Source organism: Clostridium sp. AF32-7AC (genome assembly GCF_003477925.1).
Taxonomy (GTDB): domain Bacteria; phylum Bacillota; class Clostridia; order Lachnospirales; family Lachnospiraceae; genus Otoolea; species Otoolea fessa.
The window spans coordinates 538793-563222 of the sequence record NZ_QUEG01000001.1 but is presented as its reverse complement, the minus strand read 5'-3'; the positions used below and the strand labels follow the sequence as shown (position 1 = coordinate 563222).

General features: G+C 49.8%; 21 protein-coding genes and 4 tRNA genes. 2 read left to right on the top strand and 23 right to left on the bottom strand.

Annotation, left to right across the window (positions count from 1 at the left end):
* Positions 1 to 121: 121 nt before the first annotated feature.
* The 5 genes from DWZ45_RS02595 to DWZ45_RS02575 all read right to left on the bottom strand — a co-directional run bounded on the left by DWZ45_RS02595 (position 122) and on the right by DWZ45_RS02575 (position 2488).
* Positions 122 to 1879: a S8 family peptidase gene (locus DWZ45_RS02595; RefSeq protein ID WP_118467458.1), complete on the bottom strand. Its 1758-nt coding sequence runs from the start codon at positions 1877 to 1879 to the stop codon at positions 122 to 124.
* Positions 1880 to 1978: 99 nt separating this feature from the next.
* Positions 1979 to 2062: transfer RNA gene (locus tag DWZ45_RS02590), tRNA-Leu, on the bottom strand.
* Between the two features lie 4 nt (positions 2063 to 2066).
* Positions 2067 to 2150, bottom strand: a tRNA-Leu gene (locus tag DWZ45_RS02585).
* A 166-nt stretch (positions 2151 to 2316) separates the two neighbouring features.
* Positions 2317 to 2400: transfer RNA gene (locus DWZ45_RS02580), tRNA-Leu, on the bottom strand.
* 4 nt (positions 2401 to 2404) lie between these two features.
* Positions 2405 to 2488 (bottom strand) — tRNA-Leu (locus DWZ45_RS02575).
* A gap of 487 nt (positions 2489 to 2975) precedes the next feature.
* Here DWZ45_RS02575 and ychF point away from each other — a divergent pair.
* Both ychF and DWZ45_RS02565 read left to right on the top strand, forming a co-directional pair.
* Entirely contained in the window at positions 2976 to 4073 is a 1098-nt protein-coding gene (gene ychF, locus DWZ45_RS02570) for a redox-regulated ATPase YchF (protein ID WP_118467456.1), read from the top strand.
* 79 nt (positions 4074 to 4152) lie between these two features.
* On the top strand, positions 4153 to 4596 hold the full coding sequence (locus DWZ45_RS02565) for a hypothetical protein (protein ID WP_022359781.1): 444 nt from the start codon (positions 4153 to 4155) through the stop codon (positions 4594 to 4596).
* A 150-nt stretch (positions 4597 to 4746) separates the two neighbouring features.
* On the opposite strand, the gene DWZ45_RS02560 is transcribed toward DWZ45_RS02565, so the two are convergent.
* The 18 genes from DWZ45_RS02560 to eno all read right to left on the bottom strand — a co-directional run bounded on the left by DWZ45_RS02560 (position 4747) and on the right by eno (position 24372).
* Positions 4747 to 5538, bottom strand: coding sequence for an RnfABCDGE type electron transport complex subunit B (locus DWZ45_RS02560; protein WP_118467454.1), 792 nt, complete (start codon positions 5536 to 5538; stop codon positions 4747 to 4749).
* 15 nt (positions 5539 to 5553) lie between these two features.
* Entirely contained in the window at positions 5554 to 6129 is a 576-nt protein-coding gene (locus DWZ45_RS02555; RefSeq protein ID WP_107001556.1) for an RnfABCDGE type electron transport complex subunit A, read from the bottom strand.
* Complete coding sequence (locus tag DWZ45_RS02550; protein WP_022359778.1) at positions 6129 to 6830, bottom strand: electron transport complex subunit E; 702 nt, start codon at positions 6828 to 6830, stop codon at positions 6129 to 6131. Before DWZ45_RS02550 ends, DWZ45_RS02555 begins: the two co-directional genes overlap by 1 nt.
* A gap of 14 nt (positions 6831 to 6844) precedes the next feature.
* Positions 6845 to 7453: an RnfABCDGE type electron transport complex subunit G gene (locus DWZ45_RS02545; RefSeq protein WP_022359777.1), complete on the bottom strand. Its 609-nt coding sequence runs from the start codon at positions 7451 to 7453 to the stop codon at positions 6845 to 6847.
* Positions 7453 to 8394, bottom strand: a complete 942-nt coding sequence (locus DWZ45_RS02540; RefSeq protein ID WP_107001558.1) for an RnfABCDGE type electron transport complex subunit D — start codon at positions 8392 to 8394, stop codon at positions 7453 to 7455. Before DWZ45_RS02540 ends, DWZ45_RS02545 begins: the two co-directional genes overlap by 1 nt.
* A gap of 13 nt (positions 8395 to 8407) precedes the next feature.
* On the bottom strand, positions 8408 to 9733 hold the full coding sequence (gene rsxC, locus DWZ45_RS02535; protein WP_107001559.1) for an electron transport complex subunit RsxC: 1326 nt from the start codon (positions 9731 to 9733) through the stop codon (positions 8408 to 8410).
* Positions 9734 to 10108: 375 nt separating this feature from the next.
* Positions 10109 to 11479, bottom strand: coding sequence for a sodium-dependent transporter (locus DWZ45_RS02530; RefSeq protein WP_118467452.1), 1371 nt, complete (start codon positions 11477 to 11479; stop codon positions 10109 to 10111).
* Positions 11480 to 11648: 169 nt separating this feature from the next.
* Complete coding sequence (locus DWZ45_RS02525; RefSeq protein WP_118467450.1) at positions 11649 to 12545, bottom strand: ribokinase; 897 nt, start codon at positions 12543 to 12545, stop codon at positions 11649 to 11651.
* Positions 12546 to 12605: 60 nt separating this feature from the next.
* Positions 12606 to 13631: a LacI family DNA-binding transcriptional regulator gene (locus DWZ45_RS02520; RefSeq protein WP_118467448.1), complete on the bottom strand. Its 1026-nt coding sequence runs from the start codon at positions 13629 to 13631 to the stop codon at positions 12606 to 12608.
* A complete protein-coding gene (locus tag DWZ45_RS02515; protein ID WP_118467447.1) occupies positions 13628 to 14773 on the bottom strand; it encodes a M20 family metallopeptidase in 1146 nt (381 codons plus the stop codon). The genes DWZ45_RS02520 and DWZ45_RS02515 overlap by 4 nt, the downstream gene beginning before the upstream one ends.
* A gap of 25 nt (positions 14774 to 14798) precedes the next feature.
* Positions 14799 to 15545 (bottom strand): glutamine amidotransferase, encoded by a 747-nt coding sequence (locus DWZ45_RS02510; RefSeq protein WP_107001564.1) that lies wholly within the window; start codon positions 15543 to 15545, stop codon positions 14799 to 14801.
* A gap of 31 nt (positions 15546 to 15576) precedes the next feature.
* On the bottom strand, positions 15577 to 16851 hold the full coding sequence (locus tag DWZ45_RS02505) for an ArgE/DapE family deacylase (RefSeq protein ID WP_118467445.1): 1275 nt from the start codon (positions 16849 to 16851) through the stop codon (positions 15577 to 15579).
* 32 nt (positions 16852 to 16883) lie between these two features.
* Positions 16884 to 17822, bottom strand: a complete 939-nt coding sequence (locus DWZ45_RS02500; RefSeq protein WP_118467443.1) for a nucleoside hydrolase — start codon at positions 17820 to 17822, stop codon at positions 16884 to 16886.
* Between the two features lie 41 nt (positions 17823 to 17863).
* Positions 17864 to 18814 carry an ABC transporter permease gene (locus DWZ45_RS02495; RefSeq protein ID WP_243023440.1) on the bottom strand — a complete coding sequence of 317 codons (951 nt, stop codon included), beginning with the start codon at positions 18812 to 18814 and terminating at the stop codon, positions 17864 to 17866.
* Positions 18811 to 19857: an ABC transporter permease gene (locus tag DWZ45_RS02490; RefSeq protein ID WP_118467442.1), complete on the bottom strand. Its 1047-nt coding sequence runs from the start codon at positions 19855 to 19857 to the stop codon at positions 18811 to 18813. Before DWZ45_RS02490 ends, DWZ45_RS02495 begins: the two co-directional genes overlap by 4 nt.
* The gene (locus DWZ45_RS02485) at positions 19854 to 21392 is read right to left on the bottom strand and encodes an ABC transporter ATP-binding protein (protein ID WP_118467440.1); all 1539 of its coding nucleotides are present in this window, start codon (positions 21390 to 21392) and stop codon (positions 19854 to 19856) included. Before DWZ45_RS02485 ends, DWZ45_RS02490 begins: the two co-directional genes overlap by 4 nt.
* A gap of 139 nt (positions 21393 to 21531) precedes the next feature.
* The gene (locus DWZ45_RS02480; RefSeq protein WP_022359763.1) at positions 21532 to 22638 is read right to left on the bottom strand and encodes a BMP family ABC transporter substrate-binding protein; all 1107 of its coding nucleotides are present in this window, start codon (positions 22636 to 22638) and stop codon (positions 21532 to 21534) included.
* 441 nt (positions 22639 to 23079) lie between these two features.
* A complete protein-coding gene (gene eno / locus DWZ45_RS02475) occupies positions 23080 to 24372 on the bottom strand; it encodes a phosphopyruvate hydratase (protein WP_118467438.1) in 1293 nt (430 codons plus the stop codon).
* Between the last annotated feature and the right edge of the window lie 58 nt (positions 24373 to 24430).

Sequence of the window (24430 nt, the reverse complement as noted above, 5' to 3'; positions counted from 1 at the left end):
GCTCATTGCATTTTATATCATGTAAATTATACTCTTTTGAGTGGAAAATTCAATTAACACTTTAAATATAATTTACAATTTCATTTATTGTTTTTTGTGCACCTTGCACTTCCTATTGTTTTTACAACGGGAAACTTCGCTCCAGACACAATGCCCCATACCCTACCCGCTCATTCGGATATACCGTCTCCCCCGGCAGACTCCGCGCCCCGCGGATGAAATATGCTTTCAGCTTCTCCCCATACAGGTAGGGATCGTTCCCATTTACAATCCCCCATTGCATCATCAGCGCCGCCGATCCGGTCACAAATGGAGCGGCAAAGGAAGTTCCTGTCACCGCCTCATATCCGCCGCCTGCGCGAGCGGTGATAATATTTACACCAGGTGCCGCCAGCTCTGGTTTGATCGGATGCCCCAATCTTGCAAATCCACGACCGGAAAAATCTGCATACGCCTGCGTGGCGTCATCGTACGCCCCCACCGAGATCGCCCGGCTGGCGGTCGATGGGATTGTCAGCGTCGTGTCCGGCGATGCCGTCAAAAAACGTGTTTCCCTGTTCAGTGCCATGCCCGCTGGCAGCCACAGATCATACTGACCATCCCGTATTTCTTCTGGAATCAGACGGATTTTCCAGAGCCCGTCCTGAATGTAGCTTCCTTTTGGAATCAAATCCAGATAAATCTCCTGCGCCTGACTGTATGGACTCGGCATCCCATAATATAGAAGAATCTCTTCCGTCTCATAGGAAAGCCGCTGTGCTCCCAACGATTCCCGGATCACCCCGGTGCTGCTGCCGCCCGGGCTGAAAATTTCTACTGAAAACCGGTCCTGATACAATTTCCATAGCTGCACACCGAAGCCCGTCTGATATTCCCCCACTGCAAGCTCTATCTCCACCGGACGTCCCATCTGCAGAAATCCCGCCCGGTGTCCCATGCTGTATCCTTCATTTCCGGTTCCCACGATGATGGAAGTCCGCCCCCGCTCTGCCATCGAATTTAGATACGTCTCCAGCAGGCTGGTTCCGTCATGAGAACCGTAGGTATTTCCAAAGCTCAGATTCACCGCCACCGGCATCCGCCATTCCTGTGCGATTCCCACCACATAGTCCAGCGCCCGCATCAGCTCTGTTGTCCTGGGAAATGAATCCGCAAGCGGCGTTCCAAGCTTCACGACCAGAAGTTCACTCTCCCAGGCTACTCCCCGGTAGTGTCCGCCGCCCTCCCAGCCATTTCCGGCTGCAATCGCCGCAACTGCCGTCCCGTGCCCGCTCACATCCCGCGACTGGACGATCTCGTAAGCGCGTTCCCGGCTGCCCGCCTCCAATGCCCGGTTGAGCTCCTCCCGCGTATAAATCCGGTTCTGCTCCTGATCCCAGAGTGCGGCGATGCGCGTCGTTCCATCTGCGTTTCGAAAGTCTGGATGGAAATAATCGATTCCGGAGTCGATGATGGCAGTCAATGTGCCGCGACCACTTAAATCAGCATCTCTGCCATACACGTTTTGAGAGACTTGATTTCCGCTCTGCACCGGCGCAATACAGGTATCACGAATCGCCCGGTTCACCTCAAAATAAAGACGCTTCGGCTTTTCTATATACTCAACCTGTGATAATCCTGCCAGATCATCCACCTGCGATTCAGGGAGCCGCACAATCGCGTAGCCGCCGGAAAGTGGATAAATTTCCGCCTGCGGCAGCTGTTCCTGCAACTTTTCCACAGTTCCATTATATTGAATGATTAATTCCCAGCGTTTCGTATTCTGGTCGTATCCCATCTGAAGTGCCGGGGACTTTTCCCGTTCCGCTTCTGTCGCATCCAAAGATAAGTTTAAAAGGTTTTCTTTTTTCTGGCTCTTGCCATTCACTAATTCACTCATTTTACAGTTTATGCTTATATGGCAAATCCCAGCATCATATTCTATCTATTTTTTTAACAAAACAAAACCCGGTACATCTCTGTACCGGGCTATCGATCATGCAGAAGAAGGGACTTGAACCCTCATGATGTTGCCATCACACGGACCTGAACCGTGCGCGTCTGCCAATTCCGCCACTTCTGCTTACTGCGGGAGATGGGACTTGAACCCACACGAGCATACACCCACAAGATCCTTAGTCTTGCCTGTCTGCCAATTCCAGCACTCCCGCTTACTGTTTTTCAATTTTCTCTGTCCGATGATTTTCTCACCGACAAAGAGTAGTATAGCACAATTTCATTTGAATTGCAAGCCTGTTTTCCGCAAATTTATATCTGAATTTATTGAATCAGAGTATAGCAAAAACCCGGCACATCTCTGTACCGGGCTATCAGTCATGCAGAAGAAGGGACTTGAACCCTCATGATGTTGCCATCACACGGACCTGAACCGTGCGCGTCTGCCAATTCCGCCACTTCTGCTTACTGCGGGAGATGGGACTTGAACCCACACGAGCATACACCCACAAGATCCTTAGTCTTGCCTGTCTGCCAATTCCAGCACTCCCGCTTACTGCTTTTTATTTTTGCCTGTCGAGTGAGTCACTCACTGACGAAGCTTAGTATAGCACAGGCGCTCCGCGAATGCAAGCATTTTTTTGTTTTTTTTATTTTTTTTTATTTGTTCTAATTATTCCTATATTTTTATAGTTTCTTTCTACTGCAAAATCATGTATTTCAGCCCTATCCTACCACTCCGCAGCTCCCTTAAAAAATCCTTTCTTACTTCTTAAACAGGAAAATAGACAACCATTACACATTTCTGGTTACTGTTCACGCATGCGTGCCCAGTAACCATTTCTGCATTCCTATAGCCACAAAATGTCTCCTTTGAGATTGAAAAAGCGCCGTCTTTCTGCTATAATACATAGTTGCATTGATTTCTTTCATTAAAATTAAGAAACATTACAAAAAGGGCGTAAAAAGGCGCAATAAGAAACCGAAAGAAAGGCGGAAATCCTGATAAGCAAAGGGTTTTCGGATAGGTAAATCATAAAATGAAATTAGGTATCGTAGGTCTGCCAAACGTAGGCAAAAGTACACTGTTTAATTCTCTGACCAAGGCTGGCGCTGAGTCTGCCAATTACCCGTTCTGTACCATCGATCCGAACGTCGGTGTCGTACCGGTTCCGGATCCGCGTCTGGGTCAGTTAGCAGCTCTTTATAATTCTGCCAAAATCACTCCGGCTGTGATCGAGTTCGTTGATATCGCTGGTCTGGTAAAGGGCGCTTCCAAGGGCGAGGGTCTTGGAAACCAGTTCCTTGCCAATATCCGTGAGGTAGACGCGATCGTACACGTTGTCCGTTGCTTTGAGGATCCAAATGTTATCCATGTAGACGGCAGCGTCAATCCGCTCCGCGATATCGAAACCATCAACCTGGAGCTTATCTTCTCCGATATGGAGGTTCTGGAACGCCGTATCGCCAAGACCACCAAGAGCGCCATGGGAAATAAATCCCTTGCAAAAGAGCTGGAAACTCTGAAAAAACTGTATGCGCACCTTGAAAACGGCAATCTGGCTAAGAGCTTTGAGCCGGAGGATGAGGATGAACTCGCGTTCATCAATACGCTGGATCTCTTAACCTGGAAACCGGTTATCTTCGCTGCCAACGTATCCGAGGATGATCTGGCAGATGACGGTGCTTCCAATGAATATGTAAAACAGGTTCGCGAATTTGCAGCTGAGAACGACAGCGAGGTATTTGTTATCTGCGCCCAGATTGAGCAGGAGATCGCTGAGTTAGATGAAGATGAGAAGAAAATGTTCCTCGAAGATCTCGGTCTGACTGAATCCGGTCTTGAAAAACTGATTGCAGCCAGCTACCGCATTCTTGGCCTTATCAGCTACCTGACTGCCGGTGAAACTGAGACCCGTGCATGGACCATCAAAGTCGGCACCAAAGCACCGCAAGCAGCTGGAAAAATCCACTCCGATTTTGAGCGTGGCTTCATCAAAGCTGAGGTAGTCAACTATCAGGATCTCTTAGACTGCGGTTCCTATAATGCAGCCAGAGAAAAAGGGTTGGTACGCATGGAGGGCAAGGACTACGTGGTGAAGGACGGCGATGTTGTGCTGTTCCGATTTAATGTTTAATACCCCTTCCATATAATTTAAAAACATTTTCCCCGAAATTCGCTCATACACTGTATTAAACGAATTCCGGGGATTTTTTATGAGCTCAAAAACAAAAATTGTCGTACTCCGCATGAAAGAGATTATTTATACTGCTATCTTTATCGGACTGGGACTTCTTCTCATCGCCCTTCTTCTCATCATGTTCCGACCGGGCAGGAAGACGCAGAGTGCCTCCGCTCCCGCTGCGGCCGGCATTTCCTATCTGCCTGGTATGTACAGTTCTACCCTGACACTCGGCAGCCAGGCAGTCAACGTCGAAGTCACGGTTGATTCCACCCAGATCACCTCTGTTACCTGCCGTCCTTTAAGCGATTCCATCGAAACTATGTACCCGCTGCTCTCCTCTTCCGCTTCACATCTCTCGGAGCAGATCGTGAGCACGCAGTCGCTTGAAAATCTCTCCTTTGAAAGTGGCAGCCAGTATACCTCACAGGCATTATTAAATGTGATACATACTGCATTAGCAAAAGCAATCCTTTAAATTTCGTATAGCATAACATCAAAAATTTCAAAGAACCCCTTCATCGGATGCTTTAGAAAAGCACCTTATCTTTTAACCAAAAAAATCCGGCTGAACCATCTTTTCAAACGGTTCAACCGGACTTTTTATTTCCGTATTCTTTTACGTTATTTACTGAATAACCTTAACCGGGCACTTCGCTGCACAAGCTCCGCAGTTTACGCACTTCTCATAATCGATAACAGCTACGTTGTTATCCATATGGATTGCGTCAAACTTACACTGCTTGGTACACAGCGTACAGCCGATACAGCCAACCTGGCAGACTGCCTTGACAGCTGGTCCACGATCGTGGGAGCTGCACTGTACCAGATGTTTTGCCTTGTACGGTACCAGGTCGATCAGGTGTTTCGGGCAGGCTGCCACGCAGGCACCACACGCTACACACTTCTCTTTGTCTACAACCGCTACGCCGTCTACCACGTGGATTGCGTCGAATTTACATGCCTTCACACAGGTACCGAAGCCGGTACAGCCGTAAGAACATGCCTTTGCACCGCCACCCGGTACAACGGATGCCTTCGCACAGTCCTCAATACCATGGTACTCGTACTGTACTTTTGTCTTGTCGCAGGTACCTTTACATTTAACGAAAGCTACCTTCTTCTCAGAGGAACCAGCCTCTACGCCCATGATAGCAGCGATCTTCTCGCCAACCGGAGCACCGCCGACCGGGCAGGCATTAACCGGAGCTTTGCCCTCTGCGATGGCCTTTGCAAGACCATCACAGCCCGGGTAACCACAGCCACCGCAGTTGTTGCCTGGCAGCTCTTCACGAACAGCTGCCTCTTTTTCATCTACTTCAACTTTAAATTTCGCGCCGAACAGACCCAGACCGACACCAACGATGATGCCGACTGCCGCGATCACGACAGCAGCGATAATGATTGAATTCATATCCATTTTCGTCTCCTCCTTCTACAGTAATCCGGAAAATCCGAGAAATGCAATCGCCATCAGACCAGCCGTTACAAGTACGATAGGAGATCCCTGGAAGTTATACGGGATATCATTTCCCTCGATGTGCTCACGGATACCTGCCAGAAGCACGATGGAGATGGTATAACCAACGGCTGTACCAACACCATTTACCACGCTCTGTAAAAATCCATATCCGTTCTGGACGTTTGTCAGGGCAACACCAAGAACGGCACAGTTTGTTGTAATCAGCGGAAGGAATACACCCAGCGCGTTATACAGGGAAACCATGCACTTCTTTAAGAACATCTCAACGATCTGAACCAGTGCTGCGATAACGAGAATGAAAACGATGGTTTTCAGGTAATCGATACCAAGCGGTGCCAGAACGAACTGATAAATCAGGTTTGCAACGATGGATGCGATGGTAATAACGAAGATAACCGCACCACCCATACCAGCTGCTGTTTCAACTTTTTTGGATACGCCGACGAAGGAGCAGATACCGAGGAACTGGCTCAGTACGACGTTGCTGACCAGCGCCGAGCTTATCGCAATAATAAGTAATTCTTTCATCACTTCTCCTCCTGTTCCTTCTTAACTTCTGCATCATGACCAGCACAGCTTAAGCAGTCGCCGCTGCAGCAGCCACCCTTCTTCTTCTCTTTTACGGAACCGTTTGTTGCACACGGCATCTTCAGACGATTCTGAAGAGCAGTCAGGCAAGCCAGTACGAAGAATGCACCCGGCGCCAGGATGAAGATTGAGATCGGCTGATAGGAAGCCGGCATAATCTGGATACCAAAGATAGTACCTGCACCCAGAAGCTCACGGAAAGAACCGATGAGTGCCAGAGCAACTGTAAATCCAAGTCCCATACCGATACCGTCAAATGCAGACAGGATCGGACCGTTCTTCATAGCATATGCCTCGGCACGGCCAAGGATGATACAGTTAACTACGATCAGCGGAATGTAAAGTCCCAGGGAAGCATATAAGCTTGGAACGAAACCTTCCATCAACATATCTACGATGGTTACGAAGGATGCTACGACTACGATCTCTGCCGGCAGACGTACGCCGTCCGGAATGATCTTACGAAGCAATGCAATCAGAAAGTTCGCCGCAATCAGTACGGCGGTTGTCGAAAGTCCCATGCCGACACCGTTGATGGCGGAAGTGGTTACCGCCAGGGTCGGACACAGACCCAGCATCTGAACGAAAATCGGGTTTTCTTTCCAGATACCGTTATATAAGCGCTCTACATATTTATTCATAATCTTTCCACCTCCTACTGTGCCAGGCAGTTAGCCACGAAATAGATAGCTGCATCTGTCGCGTTGGTGACTGCCTTGGAAGTGATCGTTGCACCACTGATGGCTTCAATCTGATTATCTGCAGACGCGCCTGTCTTTGTAACTTCCAGGTTCTCAGCTTTCTTGCCGATAAACTGATCCTTGAAATCCGGTTCTTTGGCTCTCATACCAAGACCTGGCGTATCGCTGATGCTTAAGAAACCGATACCGGTCAGCTCGCCCTCGTTGGTGATACCAACTGCGATCTGCACGTTGCCGCCGTAGCTCTCTGCGGAGGTAGAGGTAATCAGGTAACCGATCTGGTTGCCGCTTGCATCCAGCGCTTCTTTTGCATCATTGATGGTAACTTTTCCAAATCCCCACTCAGAGATGCTGTCCGCTGCAGCAGTTACTGCGTCAGCCAGCTCCTGCGGTTCATCAAAGCTTGCCGCATCCGGGTAAACTTCCTGATAAGTTTTAGTAGCTGCTGCCTCCTGTGCCTGTGCAATCGGATCCAGCGTAATATCATGTACTGTTCCCAGACAGATACCAGCTACCAGAGTAATAACGAAAAGGATGATTGTATTTTTGATAATCTGGTTCATTATTTCTTCTGACCTCCTTTTCCAAATGCTGTCGGAAGCGTATAGCGCTCAATCAGCGGAACCAGCAGGTTGCTGAAGATGATCGCATAGGAAACGCCCTCCGGAGAAGCACCCCAGAGACGGAAGATTCCGGTTACGATTCCGAGGATCAGTCCGTATACGATCTGTCCCTTCGGAGTCAGAGGACTCGTTACATAATCGGTTGCCATAAAGAATGCACCGAAGATAAGACCACCTGCACAGATCTCACTGAGAGAATAGGTCAGGTTGAATCCGCCAAACAGGAATGTAAATACAAATACGGTTCCAATGTAAATCAGCGGAATAACCGGGCTGATAACTTTGCGGACTACCATGTAAATCGCACCAATCAGCAGGGCAATTACAGATACCTCACCGATAGTTCCCGGGATACGTCCGATTACCAGGGATGCCAGATCCACTGTCTCACCGGCTCTTAACTGTGCCAGCGGAGTTGCACCTGTCAGACTGTCAAATCCAAGCTTTGCGGATGAGAAGTTATTCATAAACAGAGCGAAGGAAGTCAGAAGGAAACATCTGGCTGCCAGTGCCGGGTTCATGAAGTTCTGTCCCAGACCACCGTAAAGCTGTTTTACAACGATGATTGCAAAGAATGCACCAAGAACCGGGATCCAAACCGGGATTTCCGGCGGCATATTCAGTGCAAGAATCATGCCGGTAACAACTGCACTGCCGTCCGAAATCGTAATCGGCTTGTGCATTAATTTCTCATAAAGATACTCGGCTGCCACACTGGCGATCACGGTAGCGATCAGAACCAGAAGTGCATTCATGCCGAACTGCCATACACCATAAACACTGGCAGGAATCATGGCGATCACAACGTCAAACATCAGGCGCTGTGTCGTAACTCCGTCACGAACGTGAGGTGATGACGATACTTTTAATAATTTTTCCATTTCTTCCCACCTCCTACTTTCTGCGGCTGGCTGCTACTGCCTTACGCATCTCTTTGAATGCCTGGGTCAGCGGCCGTCTTGCCGGACAAGCATATGCACAGCATCCGCACTCAACGCATTCCATGCCGTTTAAGCTCTGGAATTTCTCAAGATCGTGAGCCGTAGATGCTTTCATCATCAGCGGAGGTACAAGGTGCTCCGGACAAACGCCTACACAGCGTCCGCAACGGATACATGCTGACGGCTCCATCGCTGCTACCTGGTCCTTGGTAAAGGTGGTCAGAGCAGATGAAGTCTTCGCTACCGGGAAGTCAAGGCTGAAAAGAGCCTGTCCCATCATAGGACCACCAGAAATCATCTTCTCCGGTTCCTGTTTAAAGCCGCCTGCTGCCTCTACCAGTCTCTGATAGTTGGTACCAAGACGTACCTCAAAGTTCTGCGGCTCTGCAATGGCATCACCGGTTACCGTAATGATCTTGCGGATCAGCGGAGTTGTCTTGCATACTGCATTATAAATAGAAGCAACGGTATCAATATTGTCTACGATACAGCCTGCATCTGCCGGCAGCATGGAAGAATTGATCTCACGTCCTGTCACTGCATAGATAAGTGTACGCTCACCACCCTGCGGGTACTTGGTAAGCAGCGGACATACTTCGATTCTCGGCTCGTCCTTTACCATCTCCGTCAGCTTCTTGATAGCCTCCGGCTTGTTGTTCTCGATACCGATAACACCCTTCGCATTGTCAAACAGCTGAAGCATAACCTTCAGGCCGCCGATAATCTGCTCCGGACGCTCCATCATGGTACGATAGTCACTGGTTAAGTACGGCTCGCACTCTGCACCGTTGACGATAACGTAATCAATTGCGTTCTCATCTTTCGGAGTAAGCTTTACATGTGTCGGGAAACCAGCGCCGCCCAGGCCGACGATACCGGCATCCTTAACGATCTTACGGATCTCTTCTTTCGACAGCTTTGTTGCATCTCTGTCTGTTCCGAAGCCCTCAATCGCCTCTTCTTCACCGTCATTCTCCACCAGGATTGACTGAACCATTGCACCATTAGCAACCAGCTTGGACTCGATTCCCTTTACCGTACCGGAAACAGAACTAAGTACGTTTGCGGAAATAAATCCGCCTGCCTCTGCAATGATCTGGCCTTTCAGCACGTGATCGCCCTTCGCTACCAGTGGTTTCGCAGGTGCGCCAATGTGCTGGGACAGCGGATAAACCATGATCTCGCCCTGTAACGGTTCGAGAACCTTGATCGGCTTATCCTCAGACAGTTCTTTACCCTCATATGGATGAATGCCGCCTATAAATGTAGCCAAACCCATCAATTAAACCCTCTTTCTCTTACTAAATTTTCCTTCATCCTCCACCCATTCACCTCCCGTCAGATGCCTTTTCTGCCGAAATTGTGAAAATATTATCGGGCGTAGGAGCTAGAATCTACCGCGTATAGTATAACACAGGTAAAAAAAATTCACAATTGAAAAATGAATCTTCTGCCCCCTTCACTCTGTATAAAAATTAATACAAATGGTTATAATATAGCTTTTGTTTATACAGAATCAACAAAACTGTGTAAAAATCCCGTAAAACTTTCCCTTAAATACTATGTCAATAGCCTTGGCGAAAAAAGGAAAGTCCGGCGGAGTTTGCCTCTGCCGGACTTTCCTTTTTTCTCGTTACCTAAAGAGCTGCACAGTCTACTGGAAAAACTTACTCCAGTACCCCTGCACAAAAATAAACAGCACAATCAGTGGAATGACATATGTCACATACGCTCGCACCTGGCGCGGGAACTTCACGCCTTTTCCCTCATTTGCCTCCTTGAGAAAATTCTCAAATCCCCATCCATACCGGCTGGTACAGAACATCAGGTAAACGAGACTTCCGAGTGGAAGCAGGTTGTTGCTGACGATGAAATCCTCGAGATCCAACACGTTGCTGCCCTCTCCGAACGGCATGAAACCACTCCAGAGATTGAAACCCAGCACGCACGGAAGCGACAGGACCGCAATCACCACCAGATTGACGCAGACTGCCTTTTTGATCGAACAGCCAGTCAGATCCGTTGCAAAGGATACGATATTCTGGAATACCGCTGTGACCGTTGATGCCGCCGCAAAGGTCATAAAGACAAAGAACAGCGTGCCCCAGAAACGTCCGCCTGCCATGTGGTTAAATACATTCGGCAGCGTGATGAAGATCAGGCTTGGTCCCTGTCCTGCCTCGATACCGTAAGCCGCACACGCCGGGAAAATGATAAGTCCCGCCATAAACGCTACCAGCGTGTCAAGGACCAGTACATTGATCGCCTCGCCGGTCAGGCTGCGCTCTTTATCGATATAACTTCCAAAAATCGCCATCGCACCGATACCGATACTCAACGTGAAGAACGACTGTCCCAGCGCCGCAAATACGACCTTGCCGACACCAACCTCCTGAATCTTGCCAAAATCCGGCTTTAAGTAAAATTCAAGTCCCGGACGTCCGCCTTCCATCCGCACCGAATTGATTGCCAGCACAACCATCAGGAATAACAGGCAGACCATCATCATCTTTGTGATCTTCTCAACGCCGTTCTGGAGTCCCATCGCACAGATGGAAAAACAGAATACGACACAGAGCAGCATAAATACCGTCATCAGTCCCGGATTTGCCAGTACAAAGCCAAATTCCCCGGCTACACCGTCCGCATCCAGACCCACGAAATCGCCTTTCGCCATCTTGAACACATACAGCAGAAGCCATCCGGCTACCGTCGTATAAAACATCATCAGGACATAGTTGCCCGCCATCGCGAACCATTTTTCAAAATGCCACTTAGTACCCTTTGGCTCCAGCACATCAAATGAAAGCGCCGCACTCTTCTGGCTCGCTCTGCCGACCGAGTATTCCATAACGATGATCGGAAGACCTAAAAGCACCAGAAATGCCGCATAAATCAGTACAAACGCCGCGCCGCCATACTGACCGACGATGTACGGGAATCTCCACACATTTCCCAGACCGATCGCACAGCCCGCGGAAATCAGGATAAATCCCAGCCGAGAGGAAAAACGTTCTCTTCCCATTTCTACTTACCTTCTCCTTTTTTATTTCTACAGGCCCACACTGACAAGAGTCAGACGGGCGCAAAAAAGAGGCGCCTCCGCAAATCCCGGTACCAGCCCGAATTTCGGAAACGCCACCAAATGGTATTTTACTATATTCTGTTTTAAAAGACAAGTTTTCAGGTGCTTTTTATCCTTCAAACGTCTCGACTTCCTCCCGGTTCGGCACCGACGGAGCTGCTCCTGGGCGGGAAACGGCGATCGCTGCCGCTTTTGCCGCATGTTCCAGCGCCGTCTTCGGGTCTTCACCGAGCTGTAAGCCGCCGATAAAATAACCGGTAAATGTATCGCCTGCCGCCGTCGTGTCCACAACCGATACTTTATAGATTCCCTGACGAAGGACTGTGTCACCATCGCGGTACACGGAACCATCGCCGCCGAGTGTCAGGACAATCTTCGCCTCCGGGAACTGTTTTACCAGTCCGTTCATCAGCGCCTGCGGATCTTTGGTTGCCTCAATGCCGCAGATATCCGACGCCTCCACCTCATTTAATAAGAAGTAATCCACATATTCCAGCGGATAGGACAGGATCTTCGCATTCATCGGGGACGGATTCAGAACGATCTTCATGCCTTTTTCATGGGCTTTCTCCATGATATAGCCGATCTCGCTGATCTCATTCTGTAAAATCAGGAAATCGTCCGCCTCAAACTGTGTCAGGACGCGATCCACCATTTTCCTCGTGATCCGCTGGTTGGCACCGCCATACAGCAGAATGCAGTTCTGCCCTGCCGGATCTTTCTGAATGATCGCGTGTCCTGTCTGCCCGTCGAGATGCTCGATCAGCTCCGTGTGGACGCACGCCTTCTTCATCTGCTCGATGAGGAAATCTCCATCCCCGGCTCCGACAGCTCCGGCGTGCCATACGTCTGCGCCCGCCTTGCTCAGCGCGATCGACTGATTCAGCCCTTTGCCGCCGCTAAATACCTGCAGCGACTCGGAGGACATCGTCTCTCCCGCTCTTACAAAATGATCCACCTGATACGTATAATCAATATTCAGTGAACCAAAATTCAATACCTTCACTCTGCTCCCCTCCTTGACCAATTCCTTCAAAATCTGCCGCCGGCATCTTTGATGTATCGCTTAAGACGGCTGTATTCGCGCCGTACTCTCCCGTACTACCAGTTCCGGCGCAAAGATCACCTTGCTCTCCGGTCTTTTATGTTCCCGTATCTGTTTCAGAAGCAGCCTTACCGCCTCTCTTCCCATCTCCCGTACCTGCTGCCGTATCGTTGTCAGCGGCACCTCCAGCATCCGGGCATAGAAAACGTCATCGTATCCGACGACCGAAACATCTTCCGGCACTTTCTTTCTATATTCCTTGAGTTTTCTGCATACGCCATACGCCGAAGCGTCGTTGCAGGCGAAAATCGCCGTAAAATCCTGTGAAATGAGCTTTTCGACTGCCGCCGCGCCGCCCTCCTGCGTATACTCGCCGACACAGACGAGACGTTCATCCACCGGAATTCCCGCCTCCTCCATCGCCCGGCAGTAGCCATGGTAACGCGCCTCCGAATCCATCTGGGTCGCATGCGGTCCCACGACGCAGGCAATCCGCCGGTGTCCAAGACTTAACAGATGGCGCGCCGCCAGATAACCGCCGATCTCATGGTCGGTACCGACCGCCGGACAATTCCGAAGCTCCGGGATCCGGTCAACTACCACATAGGGTATGTGGATCGATTCCAGATAATCAATCTCCTCCGCCGCCATCTCCCGCGTATTATCTTTAGCCATGATAAACACAATGCCGTCCGCGCCTTTATCCGCCAGAAGATCGATATACTCGCGATCCCGGTCATAATTATCATTCGTGTTGCAGAGAATCACACTCCAACCATTTTCGCGGCACGCCTCATCGATCGCGCGCGCCATATTGGCAAAATATACATTGGAAATATCCGGGACGATAAATCCTATGGTCTTGCTCTGCCGCTTTACCAGACTGACCGCGAGCTGGTTCGGACGATAATTCAGTTCCCGCGCCTTCGCTAGGATCTGATTCTTTGTCTCATCCGAGATCTTATATCCTTTTCCATTGAGAACCAGTGAGATTGTCGTCACGGAAAAACCAGTCTCAGCGGCAATATCCTTGATGGTTGCCCTCACTCATCCACCTCCGATGCGATCAGATCCATGAGAACCTGAATGGATTTCTGATATTTTTCTATCTCGACCCGCTCATTTGGCTTATGCGCCATGCCTGCCTCGCCCGGACCAAATAAGAGAACGGCTGCATCCAGCTTGTGTTCCACCAGGATCGAAGCATCTGTAAAGAAATTAATCCCAGTCGTCTCCACCGGAAGCCCTTTTTTCTCCAGTCCCTTCGAGAGCTGTTTCACAAGCGGATGGGATTCTCCAATCTCGATCGCCCGCCGGTCATTGACAATCCGGCAGCTGACGCGGAATTTTTCTTCTGATGTAACGGAACGCGCCGCCGCAAACGCCTCCGCCTGACCGACTACCATCTGGCTTGTCAGTCCCGGTGTCATACGGATATCCATGAGAATCCGGCAGGTATCCGGCGTCATATTTGGCGCCACGCCGCCGGAAATCTGCGTTACCTGCGCGGTTGATGCGCCGAGAACCGGGTGTGTGAAGCTTTTCACATATGTTTCAATCTCACCTGTCAGCGCCATCGCCTGTTCCACGGCATTGCAGCCCTCCTGCGGGTATGCCCCGTGGCTCGTCTTTCCGTGTGCTTCTATCTCCAGCCACAGGCAGCCTTTCTGCGCCACGCCCAGTCTGCATCCCGTCGGTTCTCCTATCAAAAGCGTTCCAATCGACGTCTCCGGGACTTCCTTTAAGATCTCTCTGGCGCCGATGCCGCCCTTTTCCTCATCACAGGTTCCGAGGAAGTGGATCGTACGCGGCACCGGACGACCGGATTTTTTATATTCACAGAGCGCGTACACCATCGCGGCAAGCCCACTCTTCATATCGCTGGCACCGCGGGCATAGAGAAAACCGTCCCGTTCCACCGGAACCGCCGGGTCAGTCTTCCATTCTCCGGTATCTCCGTAAGGAACCGTGTCCAGATGCCCGTTCCAGAAGATCGGAGCGCCATCCGACTCCCCCTCAAGCTCCGCCAGCACATTGGCGTGTGTCGCGTCAATCCGCTGTATATGTGCAGAAATTCCCGATTGTTCGAAATACTTGCACAAATATTCTGCCACTGCTCCCTCGTCATCCCGTCCATTGACACTCCGAATGGTCAGAAGCTCTTTTAAAAGTTTCACCGCTCCGTCCATACGCGCTCTCCTTTTTCCTGCTATCTTATTTCTGAATCAGCCAGTCTGCGATATTCTGCCACAATTTATTGTAGTATTCCCACTCACAGAATTCCGGCGGTGCCCAGTGCGGTGCACAGTCGGTTGTGACAACACCACTGCGCCCTTTTCCATAAGAAGCAAATGCGATAAACGGATCGCCCTCTACAGTAACCGGAACCTCTGCCTCCGGTTTTGCGATTACCTTATTGTAACCGAGAACCTCCGGCCAGTCGGTCGGAATGCCCTTTAAAGCTTCATGCTCGCCCACGGTTACCGGTTTTACACCCTCGCAGTGTTCCATACGGTCATCGACCGTCAGAACCTCGACTGGAAGAACCTCCTGTACGGCTGTGTCATGCCATTTGCCCTTTGCATCCACGCCGGAGAAGGTCAGATAGCCGCCGACCATCAGAAGAGCGCCGCCATCGTTGACATAGTCGCGGATCAGATTGCAGCGGTTCGGCATTTTTTCACTGCGGTTAAACGTAGCGCCCGGCAGAAGCAGGGTGTTTGCTCCGATATCGGACAGAATTACCAGATCATACTGTTTCAGTTCTTCCATTGTAAATGGAAATTCCTCATTTGCCAGATGGTTCGGAAGGAAGGTTACTTCGTAGCCGCCTGCCTCCAATGCAGCTTTCAGCCATTTCTCTCCTGTCTCATAGGTAGAGGTATAAAACGCGTCAAAGCCCTTTACATGGGTGGTATAGCTCATCCAGGACTCGCCTGCCAGTAAAACTTTCTTGCTCATATTTTTATCTCCTTATATATTTATCAATTCCTTATTTCTTCTCTCCCCAGGAAAGAATCAGTTTCGCATACACCAGAATCGCTTCCAGATAGGAATCGAGCTTCAGCCACTCATCCACGGTATGGCACTGTGCGCCCTCGCCCGGTCCGTACTGGATCGTCGGGCATCCGGCAATGTTGCGCCACAGGCGGGAATCACAGCCAAAATGGGATCCTTCCACCTTCACGCTACGCGAAAGTGCCTCACTGTACGCCTCCTTAAAGGTGTCTACCAGCGGATGATCCTCCTCCATCTCAAACCCGTGTCCGGTCTGGTAAATGGAAATCTTCGGCGGATGTGCCTCCATCCACGCGTCGGAACGGCTGATCCGCTCAACGACCTCTGTAAATTCCTTTACAACCATATCCTGATTCATCAGGGTCGGAACATAGTGGACGCAGGTAGAAAAACTGCACTCGCCCGGCACGGTAGAACCGGCGGTTCCACCCTCGATCACGCCGATATTTAAGCTCGGCGGCGGAAGCAGGCGGTGGCGGATCGTCAGAAGCCAGCGGTGCTCCATCTCATTTAACCCCTGAATTACTTTGATCGCCTTCTCGATCGCGCTGACGCCCTCGGCTTTTGCACCGGAATGGCACGCTTTTCCTTCAAAATCAACCTTAAAGAATACCCAGCCCATATGCGCCAGAATCAGGGTATCGTCGGTCGGCTCGCAGTTGACAACGCCGTCGGCTTTCAGACCGCGCATTACCGCCTGGATCGAGCCATTGCCTCCGCCTTCCTCGTCACACACGGAGGTAATTGTCACATCGCCCGGCAGCTCATACCCGGCATCCTGCAAAAGCTTTACCGCCATCACCGATGCCATCAGACCGCCCTTCATATCCGTGCAGCCGCGTCCGTACATCTTGCCATCCCGAATTACCGGCTCAAACGGCGGGTTCGTCCAGCCGTCTTCCATCTCCGCCGGCATAACGTCAATATGACCGTTAAATAACAGGCTTTTTCCGCCCTGTTTTCCTTTAAATGTCGCATAGACATTGGCACGGTCGGTCTGGTTGTGCCCCAGGTTTCCTTCCTGATGCTTTTTGTAGCTTTCCTGAATCACAGCCTCATCCATCGGATCCACCGTGATCTCGTCGGCTCCCATCGATTCAAACAGGTTTACCATATACTCCTGTCCCTGTTTCTCCAGACCACCGTCGATTCCGTGCCCTAAGTCATGAGTATCAATTCCCACCAGATTCTTGAGTTCTTCGATATATTTCTCTTTGTTCTGCTCTAAAACTTCTTTCAGGTCTCTCATCTATATCTGCCTCCGAACACAAGTATTATGAACTATGCCTCGCTGTATCTTCTCAGCCCTGCCTCAACGATATCCCAGAACTTCGCCGCATCGATATCGATCGCTACGTTTGCAGTCGGCTCCTGTCCGCCGTAACCGAAGAAATCGCAGTTAGTACGTCCGTAGGACTGGACGCTGCGGATGTCAATGTCCACATGCATCGGTTTCAGGGTCACAACGCTCGGATCAATCAGCCATGCGATCGTAACCGGATCGTGCAGAGGTCCGCCTTCCCAGCCAAATACCTCTTTCTGGGTCTTGCAGAAGAAGCGCATCAGATCCGCAAAGAGCTTGGATGCCTTATTGCCGATCTTCTCCATCCGGTCAACGATCTCCGGATAGCACAGTACCTTGCGGGTAACATCCAGACCCATCATCGTGATTGGGCGTCCGCTGGTAAAGCATACATATACTGCATCCGCATCGGCGATGATATTGAACTCTGCCGCTGGAGTTACGTTACCATTGGTATACGCGCCTCCCATCAGGACAATCTGTTTGATCTTCGGAATAATCGCCGGTTCCATCCGCATCGCCATCGCCAGATTGGTCATCGGACCGGTTGTCACCATCGTGATATCGCCGTCGGACTCCATCAGGGTTTTGATGATGAAATTGACTGCATGCTCTTTCTCTAATTCTTTTGTCAGCGGCGGGAAAACCGGACCATCCAGCCCTGTTTCACCGTGGATATCGCCCGCTATCATTTTTTCACGCACCATCGGCTGTCCGCAGCCCGCATACACTGGCACATCCACACCGAGCCACTGGCACACATTTCTCGCATTAATCTGCGTTTTCTCCAGCGTCTGGTTGCCTGCTACGACTGTAATACCTAACAGATCGATCTTGTCACTGTTCGCCGCCAGCGTGATCGCGACCGCGTCATCATGTCCCGGATCGCAGTCAAGAATAATTTTTGTCTTTTCCATCTGATTATGTCCTCCTTATAGTGTTTTATCTTTCTTCATCATCAGCTTCCCACATGCAGGGAAGATTCTCTCTTCTTGTTGGTTGAAATCTTCGCAATCATGGAAATTGCCAGTACCGCAATGGTCACGATATACGGCATCATCAGAACGAACTGGGATGGAATGCCATATGCCTGGAGACGGGCACCGACGGAATCTGAAAATCCAAAGAGCAGACAGCCCAGTGTGGTCAGAACCGGGTTCGCGCCGCCGAAATACATGGCTGCAACGCCCATGAAACCACGGTTATTGGTCATGTTCTCGATAAACTGGGTACTGTATCCCAGGGAAAGATGTGCACCTGCCAGACCACCGATGAGACCAGAAAGCAGCATCGCCTGATATTTGATTGCATTTACCTTGATACCTGCCGTCTTGGCTGCTTCCGGAAACTGCCCCACCGCACGCAGACGCAGTCCCCATACAGTCTTATAAAAGAAGAACTGAAGCAGAATAATCAGAACGATGGCAAACCACTCGGTCACACACCAGTTGTTAAACAGGTCGCCAACCACCGGCAGATTGTCTAAAAATCCGAGCGACACACGCGGAATTGCTTTGATGTCCGGGCTGGAAAAACTGCCGGTGCTGTGGAAGATCGCATTTACCATGAATTTTGTGAGCGCCAGCGCCAGCAAGTTGATACCCATACCGATCGCACAGATCTCAGAGTTATAACGGATGTGACCGACCGCCATGATCATCGCAATCACAGCACCCGCGATCATCGCCGCGATTATACCTAACAGCCAGCTTCCGGTAAAGTAGCTGACCGCTACTGCTGTAAAAGCACCTACCAGCATGATACCCTCAGTACCGATATTTAAGATATTGGCCTGCTGGGTGATTGCCGCACAAAGAGCGGCAAAGATGATCGGAGTCGCTGAACGAAACGTTGCATAAATCAGCGACGCATTAAAGATTTTATCAAAATTCTGCATTATCGCATTCATGCCTTATCCTCCTTCTTCCCCTCCGTTTTCTTTTTACGTTTCTTTGTAAACTGGAATGCAGTCTCCATGGTCGCTATGATAATGAAAACTGCTGTAATGGTATCAACCAGCGATTTTGGTACACCGGTTGACTGCTGCATTCCCATAGCACCTGATTTTAAAACTGCCAGGAAAAATGCCATAAATGGAGTTGAAACCATGTTGTTCTTTACAATCAGAGCTGCCAGCATACCATTGCTTCCAAGTCCAGTTGCGAAGTTGTTCAGGAAATATCCGTGAACACCCAGAACCTCGATGCAGCCTGCCATGCCGCCTAACATACCGGAAAGCATCATAGCACCGACAAATACCTTTTTGGAATCAATTCCCACATAATCCGCATGGGTCGGATTCAGGCCGACGGTACGGATCTTGTAGCCCCAGCTGCTTTTCTGAAGCATAAAAATAATCACAATCACGGTGATGGCTGCGATGAAAATACCAACGTTGACACTGCTGGGTTTCATAAACTGATACAGTCTTACCGTAACCGGCAGGGACTGAGCATTAGCAGTACCAGCACTCATAGGTCCGCTGACCAGATAAGATGTGATATAAAGGGCTACTGTGTTCATCAAAATGGTGGTACATACTTCATTTACATTATAATAGGCACGCAAAATCGCCGGAATAAAGGCCCAGGCAGCTGCTACCACCATCGCACCTACGAAGCAGGCCACATACAGAGCCGGCTTCGGAAGGAAGGTCCAGTTGATGCCGATATAAGCAGCTGTGATACCGCCCAAGAAAACCTCGCCCTCAACACCTACGTTAAAAGCACCTGCTTTCGCTGCAACTGCAAAGGCAATGGATGTCAGCAGCAGCGGAGTAAATCCTGCCAAGGTTGTGCCCAGACGGAGCTTTCCGTCAAAAGCACCGCGGAACAGCGCCGCATATGCATCAATCGGATTTTCCCCGATGGCTATGATAAACAGCGCACCGACACCCATCGCAACGAGTATCGTAATAAGAATCCTTCGAATACCATTTAATGTCTGATTCATACTGCTGCTTCACCGTCCTTCCCTGTGTCTGTACCGCCCATCATAAGCAGACCCAGATTGTTTTCATTGGCCTCGTCGGCCCTCATCTCGCCGGTAATTTTACCTTCATGGATAACTACGATACGATCCGAAAGGGAGATAATCTCTTCCAATTCTGCCGAAACCAGCAGAACACCGGCGCCTGCCTTTTTCGCCTTTTCCAGGGTATTTCGAATCAGTTCGATGGCACCGATATCTACACCTCTGGTAGGCTGGGATGCTACCAGAAGCTTATTGCCAAGAGATACCTCCCGGGCTACTACTACCTTCTGTGCATTGCCGCCGGATAAGGAGGAGGTAGGAAGATTATAATCCGCCGGGCGAATATCAAACTGCTCTACCATCTCCTTTGCATAAGCATCCTGTCCCGATTTATTCATCATGATGCCCTTGGTAAAGGGAGGCTGATCCAGCCGAACTGCAATCAAGTTTTCCTCAATGGTCATGGCACGGTTCAGACCTCTTGTATTTCGGTCCTCCGGAATATGGGAAAGACCGCTCTCCCTTACTTTTCTCGGACTCTGATTCGTAATATCCTTGCCGCAAAGAAGGATCTTGCCCTTCTCTACCTTGCGAAGTCCGGTGATCGCCTCAACCAGCTCACTCTGTCCATTTCCATCGATACCTGCCACGCCGACAATCTCACCGGCCTTGACATGCAGGGACATGCCCCGGATCTTCGATGTCTCCTTCTGGCTGGGAATCCACACATCCTGAACCTCCAGAATCGTATCTCCCGCCTCAGAATAAGCCTTATCAATGTTTAAGAATACTTCACGTCCGATCATTCGTTTGGTCAGATCCAGCGGAGAGGTTTCCTCTTTATTAACAGTGCCCATATATTGTCCCTGACGCATCACAGAGATGCGGTCTGATATTGCCATAACCTCATTCAGCTTATGAGAAATAAAGACAAGGGATTTTCCATCCTGTTTCAGATTATTCAGGATTTCAAACAGACGTTCCGCCTCCTGAGGGGTCAGAACCGCTGTAGGCTCATCCAGAATGATGATATCAGCACCTCGCATCAATGTCTTGATAATCTCCACACGCTGCGCCTCGCCTACTGAAATCTGGCTTACCTTCTTATCCAGCTGCACGTCCATATGATACTGTTCAATATATTTTTTAACTTCTTTTCTTGCCTTGTCAAAGTCAATTGTCAATCCTTTTTTCGGTTCAAATCCCAGAATAATATTCTCCAGAACCGTCAGCTCATTTACCAGCATAAATTCCTGATGGACCATGCCGACACCGTGCTCAATTGCAATCTTCGGTGTGATGGTTCCCATCGGTTCCCCCTTGACGATAATCTCGCCCTCGTCAATGGGATACATGCCGTACAGAAGCTTCATCATGGTGGATTTACCAGCTCCATTTTCACCAATCAGTGAATGGATCTCGCCTTTTTTCAGAGTAAATTCGCCATGCTTTACCGCCTGAACCTGTCCGAAATTTTTGACAATTCCTTTCATCTCCACTACGTATTCGTTCATTCGATCACCCTCTCGTCCGGAAATGCCTGACGGCTCTTTCCAAGAAAAACATTTTTGTTGAAAATGAAGGGGAACCTGAAAGAATCCAGATCCCCCTTCGCCGCCAGGTTTCACTCGCTCCCGGCCTTGTCTTTATCAATTATGCCTCTGGGCCAAATCCTTCATAGTTTTCTACTACGATCTCGCCGGATTTGATCTTCTCGGCAAGCTCATCACACTTATCAACGATATCCTGCGGGAATTTGTCGCCCAGAGATTCTTTGATAACAGAGAAATCAGTCAGGCTGACGCCGCCGTCCTTCAGTGCCAGATATTTAGTTGTGCCGCCCTCAAAGGTTCCATCTACTGCAGACTGGATAACCAGGTAGCAGGCATTATCAACTCTCTTAACCATGGAAGTAAGAATATGTCCAGGCTGATCGGAATCCTGGTTTAAGTCAACGCCGATTGCGTATTTGTCAGCTTCTTTTGCACCTTCCAGAATACCAACACCGGTACCGGATGCTACGTTCATGACAATATCAGCGCCCTGCTCATACTGTGCTAAAGTCAGCTCTTTGCCCTTTAACGGATCCGTCCAGCTTCCTGCAAAAGCCTGAAGAATCTTGATATCCGGATCGATGTACTTCGCACCCTGCTCATAGCCTGTATAAAAGTCATGAAGTACCGGAATATCCATACCGCCTACCCAGCCGATGATATGATCTTCATTGACATTCGGGATATCAGTCTTGGTGGTAAACATAGCTGCTGCTGCACCTGCCAGGAAGGAGCCCTCATTCTGAGCAAAGCTGATAGACTCAACGTTCGGCAGATCTACGGTTGTATCGATAACTGCGAACTTGGTATCCGGATAACTGGAAGCATTCTCAGTGATGTAATCTGCGATGTTGGAAGAAGCACCGATAATTAAATCGTAGCCATCATCACAAGCCTGAAGCAGGTTTGCTTTCCACTCCTCAGCAGTGGTACCCTCAAGACTCTTAAGCTCAATGCCGAAATCCTCAACTGCTTTCTGTGCACCCATGTTGCAGGAGTCATTGTAGCTCTTATCACCTAAGTTTCCAGTGTAAACAACACATACACGGAGCGGTTTGTCAGATTTCTCTGAAGCGTCGGCTGCCTTCGTCTCGGTATTGCTGCTGTCAGCTGCCGTTGTCTCAGCAGTGCTTCCGCCACCGCCGCAGGCTGTTAAGCTGGCGCACATTGCTGCTGCAAGTACAATGCTTAATGTTCTTTTTCTCATTCTTTCATCCTCCTTTTTTATGTGAAATACGTTATCCGCCGGACCATTCCTTTGGTAAAACGTTTTTCCATTCGTTTAAAAAAAATAAATTCTTTTTTCATATTCGCTTTACAGTTATTTTACAATTACTCCCGCTGTTTTGTCAATAAATTTCGTAAAAAAACGAATATTTTTTAAAATATTGTCAAACTTTTAGCAATATTCCTTTTTCGGTCTAATGCAAAACAAAAAGGAATACGTTTCTCTCCGTTCCAGTTGTACGGTAAAACGCATTCCCTTTCAAAGTTGTATTCTATTTTCCTTTGCCTCGACGCCATCCAGCATTTTCCCAGATGATTTTTGTCTGTTCCTGAAGAGATGTGTTAGTTTTCGGAACAATTCGCACATTTTATGCAATGTAACAGCTTGCTTGTCTGTACGATATCTCGCAAAAAAGACAACTTATTTTTTATTAAATGCCGTCTTCCCCGGATACTGTGCACCGGTTCCCAGCTCTTCCTCAATCCGCAGAAGCTGGTTGTATTTTGCCACGCGCTCACTCCGGCTCGGTGCGCCCGTCTTGATCTGGCAGGTATTTAATGCAACCGCCAGGTCTGCGATCGTTGTATCCTCGGTCTCGCCGGAGCGGTGGGATGCAATCGCCGTGTAACCTGCCTTATGTGCCATCTTGATTGCCTCCAGCGTCTCGGAAACGGAGCCAATCTGGTTCAGCTTAATCAGGATCGAATTGCCGCAGCCGAGACGAATGCCTTTTTTCAGGCGTTCGGTGTTTGTTACAAACAGGTCATCGCCGACCAGCTGCACCTGTCCGCCGAGTTCTGCGGTCATCTTCTGCCAGCCTTCCCAGTCCTCCTCGTCCAGACCATCCTCGATCGAGGCGATCGGGTATTTCCCGCAGAGCTGTTTCCAGTGTGCAATCAGCTCTTCGGAGGTAAAGTGTTTGCCGCTCTTCGGAAGCAGATATTCGCCCTTCCTGCCGCTCTTCCACTCGCTGGATGCCGCATCCATCGCCAGGACAAAATCCTCGCCCGGCTTATATCCGGCTCTCTCCACTGCCTCTAAGATGCACTGGATTGCTTCTTCGTCACTTCCCAGATCCGGCGCAAAACCACCCTCATCGCCGACAGAGGTTGCCAGTCCGCGCTCTTTAAGCAATGCTGCCAGGGCATGAAACACCTCGGTACACCAGCGGAGTCCCTCGCAAAAGCTCTCTGCGCCAACCGGCATAATCATGAACTCCTGTACATCAATGGTGTTTGCCGCATGCGCACCGCCGTTTAAAATGTTCATCATCGGGACCGGAAGACGGTTTCCAGACACACCGCCAAGGAAACGGTACAGCGGGAGACCATACGCATTGGCTGCTGCCCGTGCGTTCGCGATCGAAACCGCCAGGATCGCATTCGCGCCCAGCTTGGATTTATCCTTGGTTCCGTCCGCCTCGATCATCGCTTTATCAACCGCATAGACGTCCGCCGGATCCATGCCCCTTAACACCTCTGCAATCACGGTATTCACATTCTGGACTGCTTTCTGTACGCCCTTTCCGCCGAAACGCGACTTGTCGCCGTCTCGCAGCTCCAGAGCCTCAAATTCACCTGTCGATGCACCGCTCGGTGCCGCGCCGCGTCCTATGCTTCCGTCTGATAGATAAACTTCCGCCTCCACTGTTGGATTTCCTCTCGAATCAACAATCTCCCGTCCAATCACCTTTTCAATTTCCAGATGTTTCATAGCCTGTCCCTTTCCGCCGCGTGGGCTTATGTGATTTCTATTTTTGTCTAACCCGAAA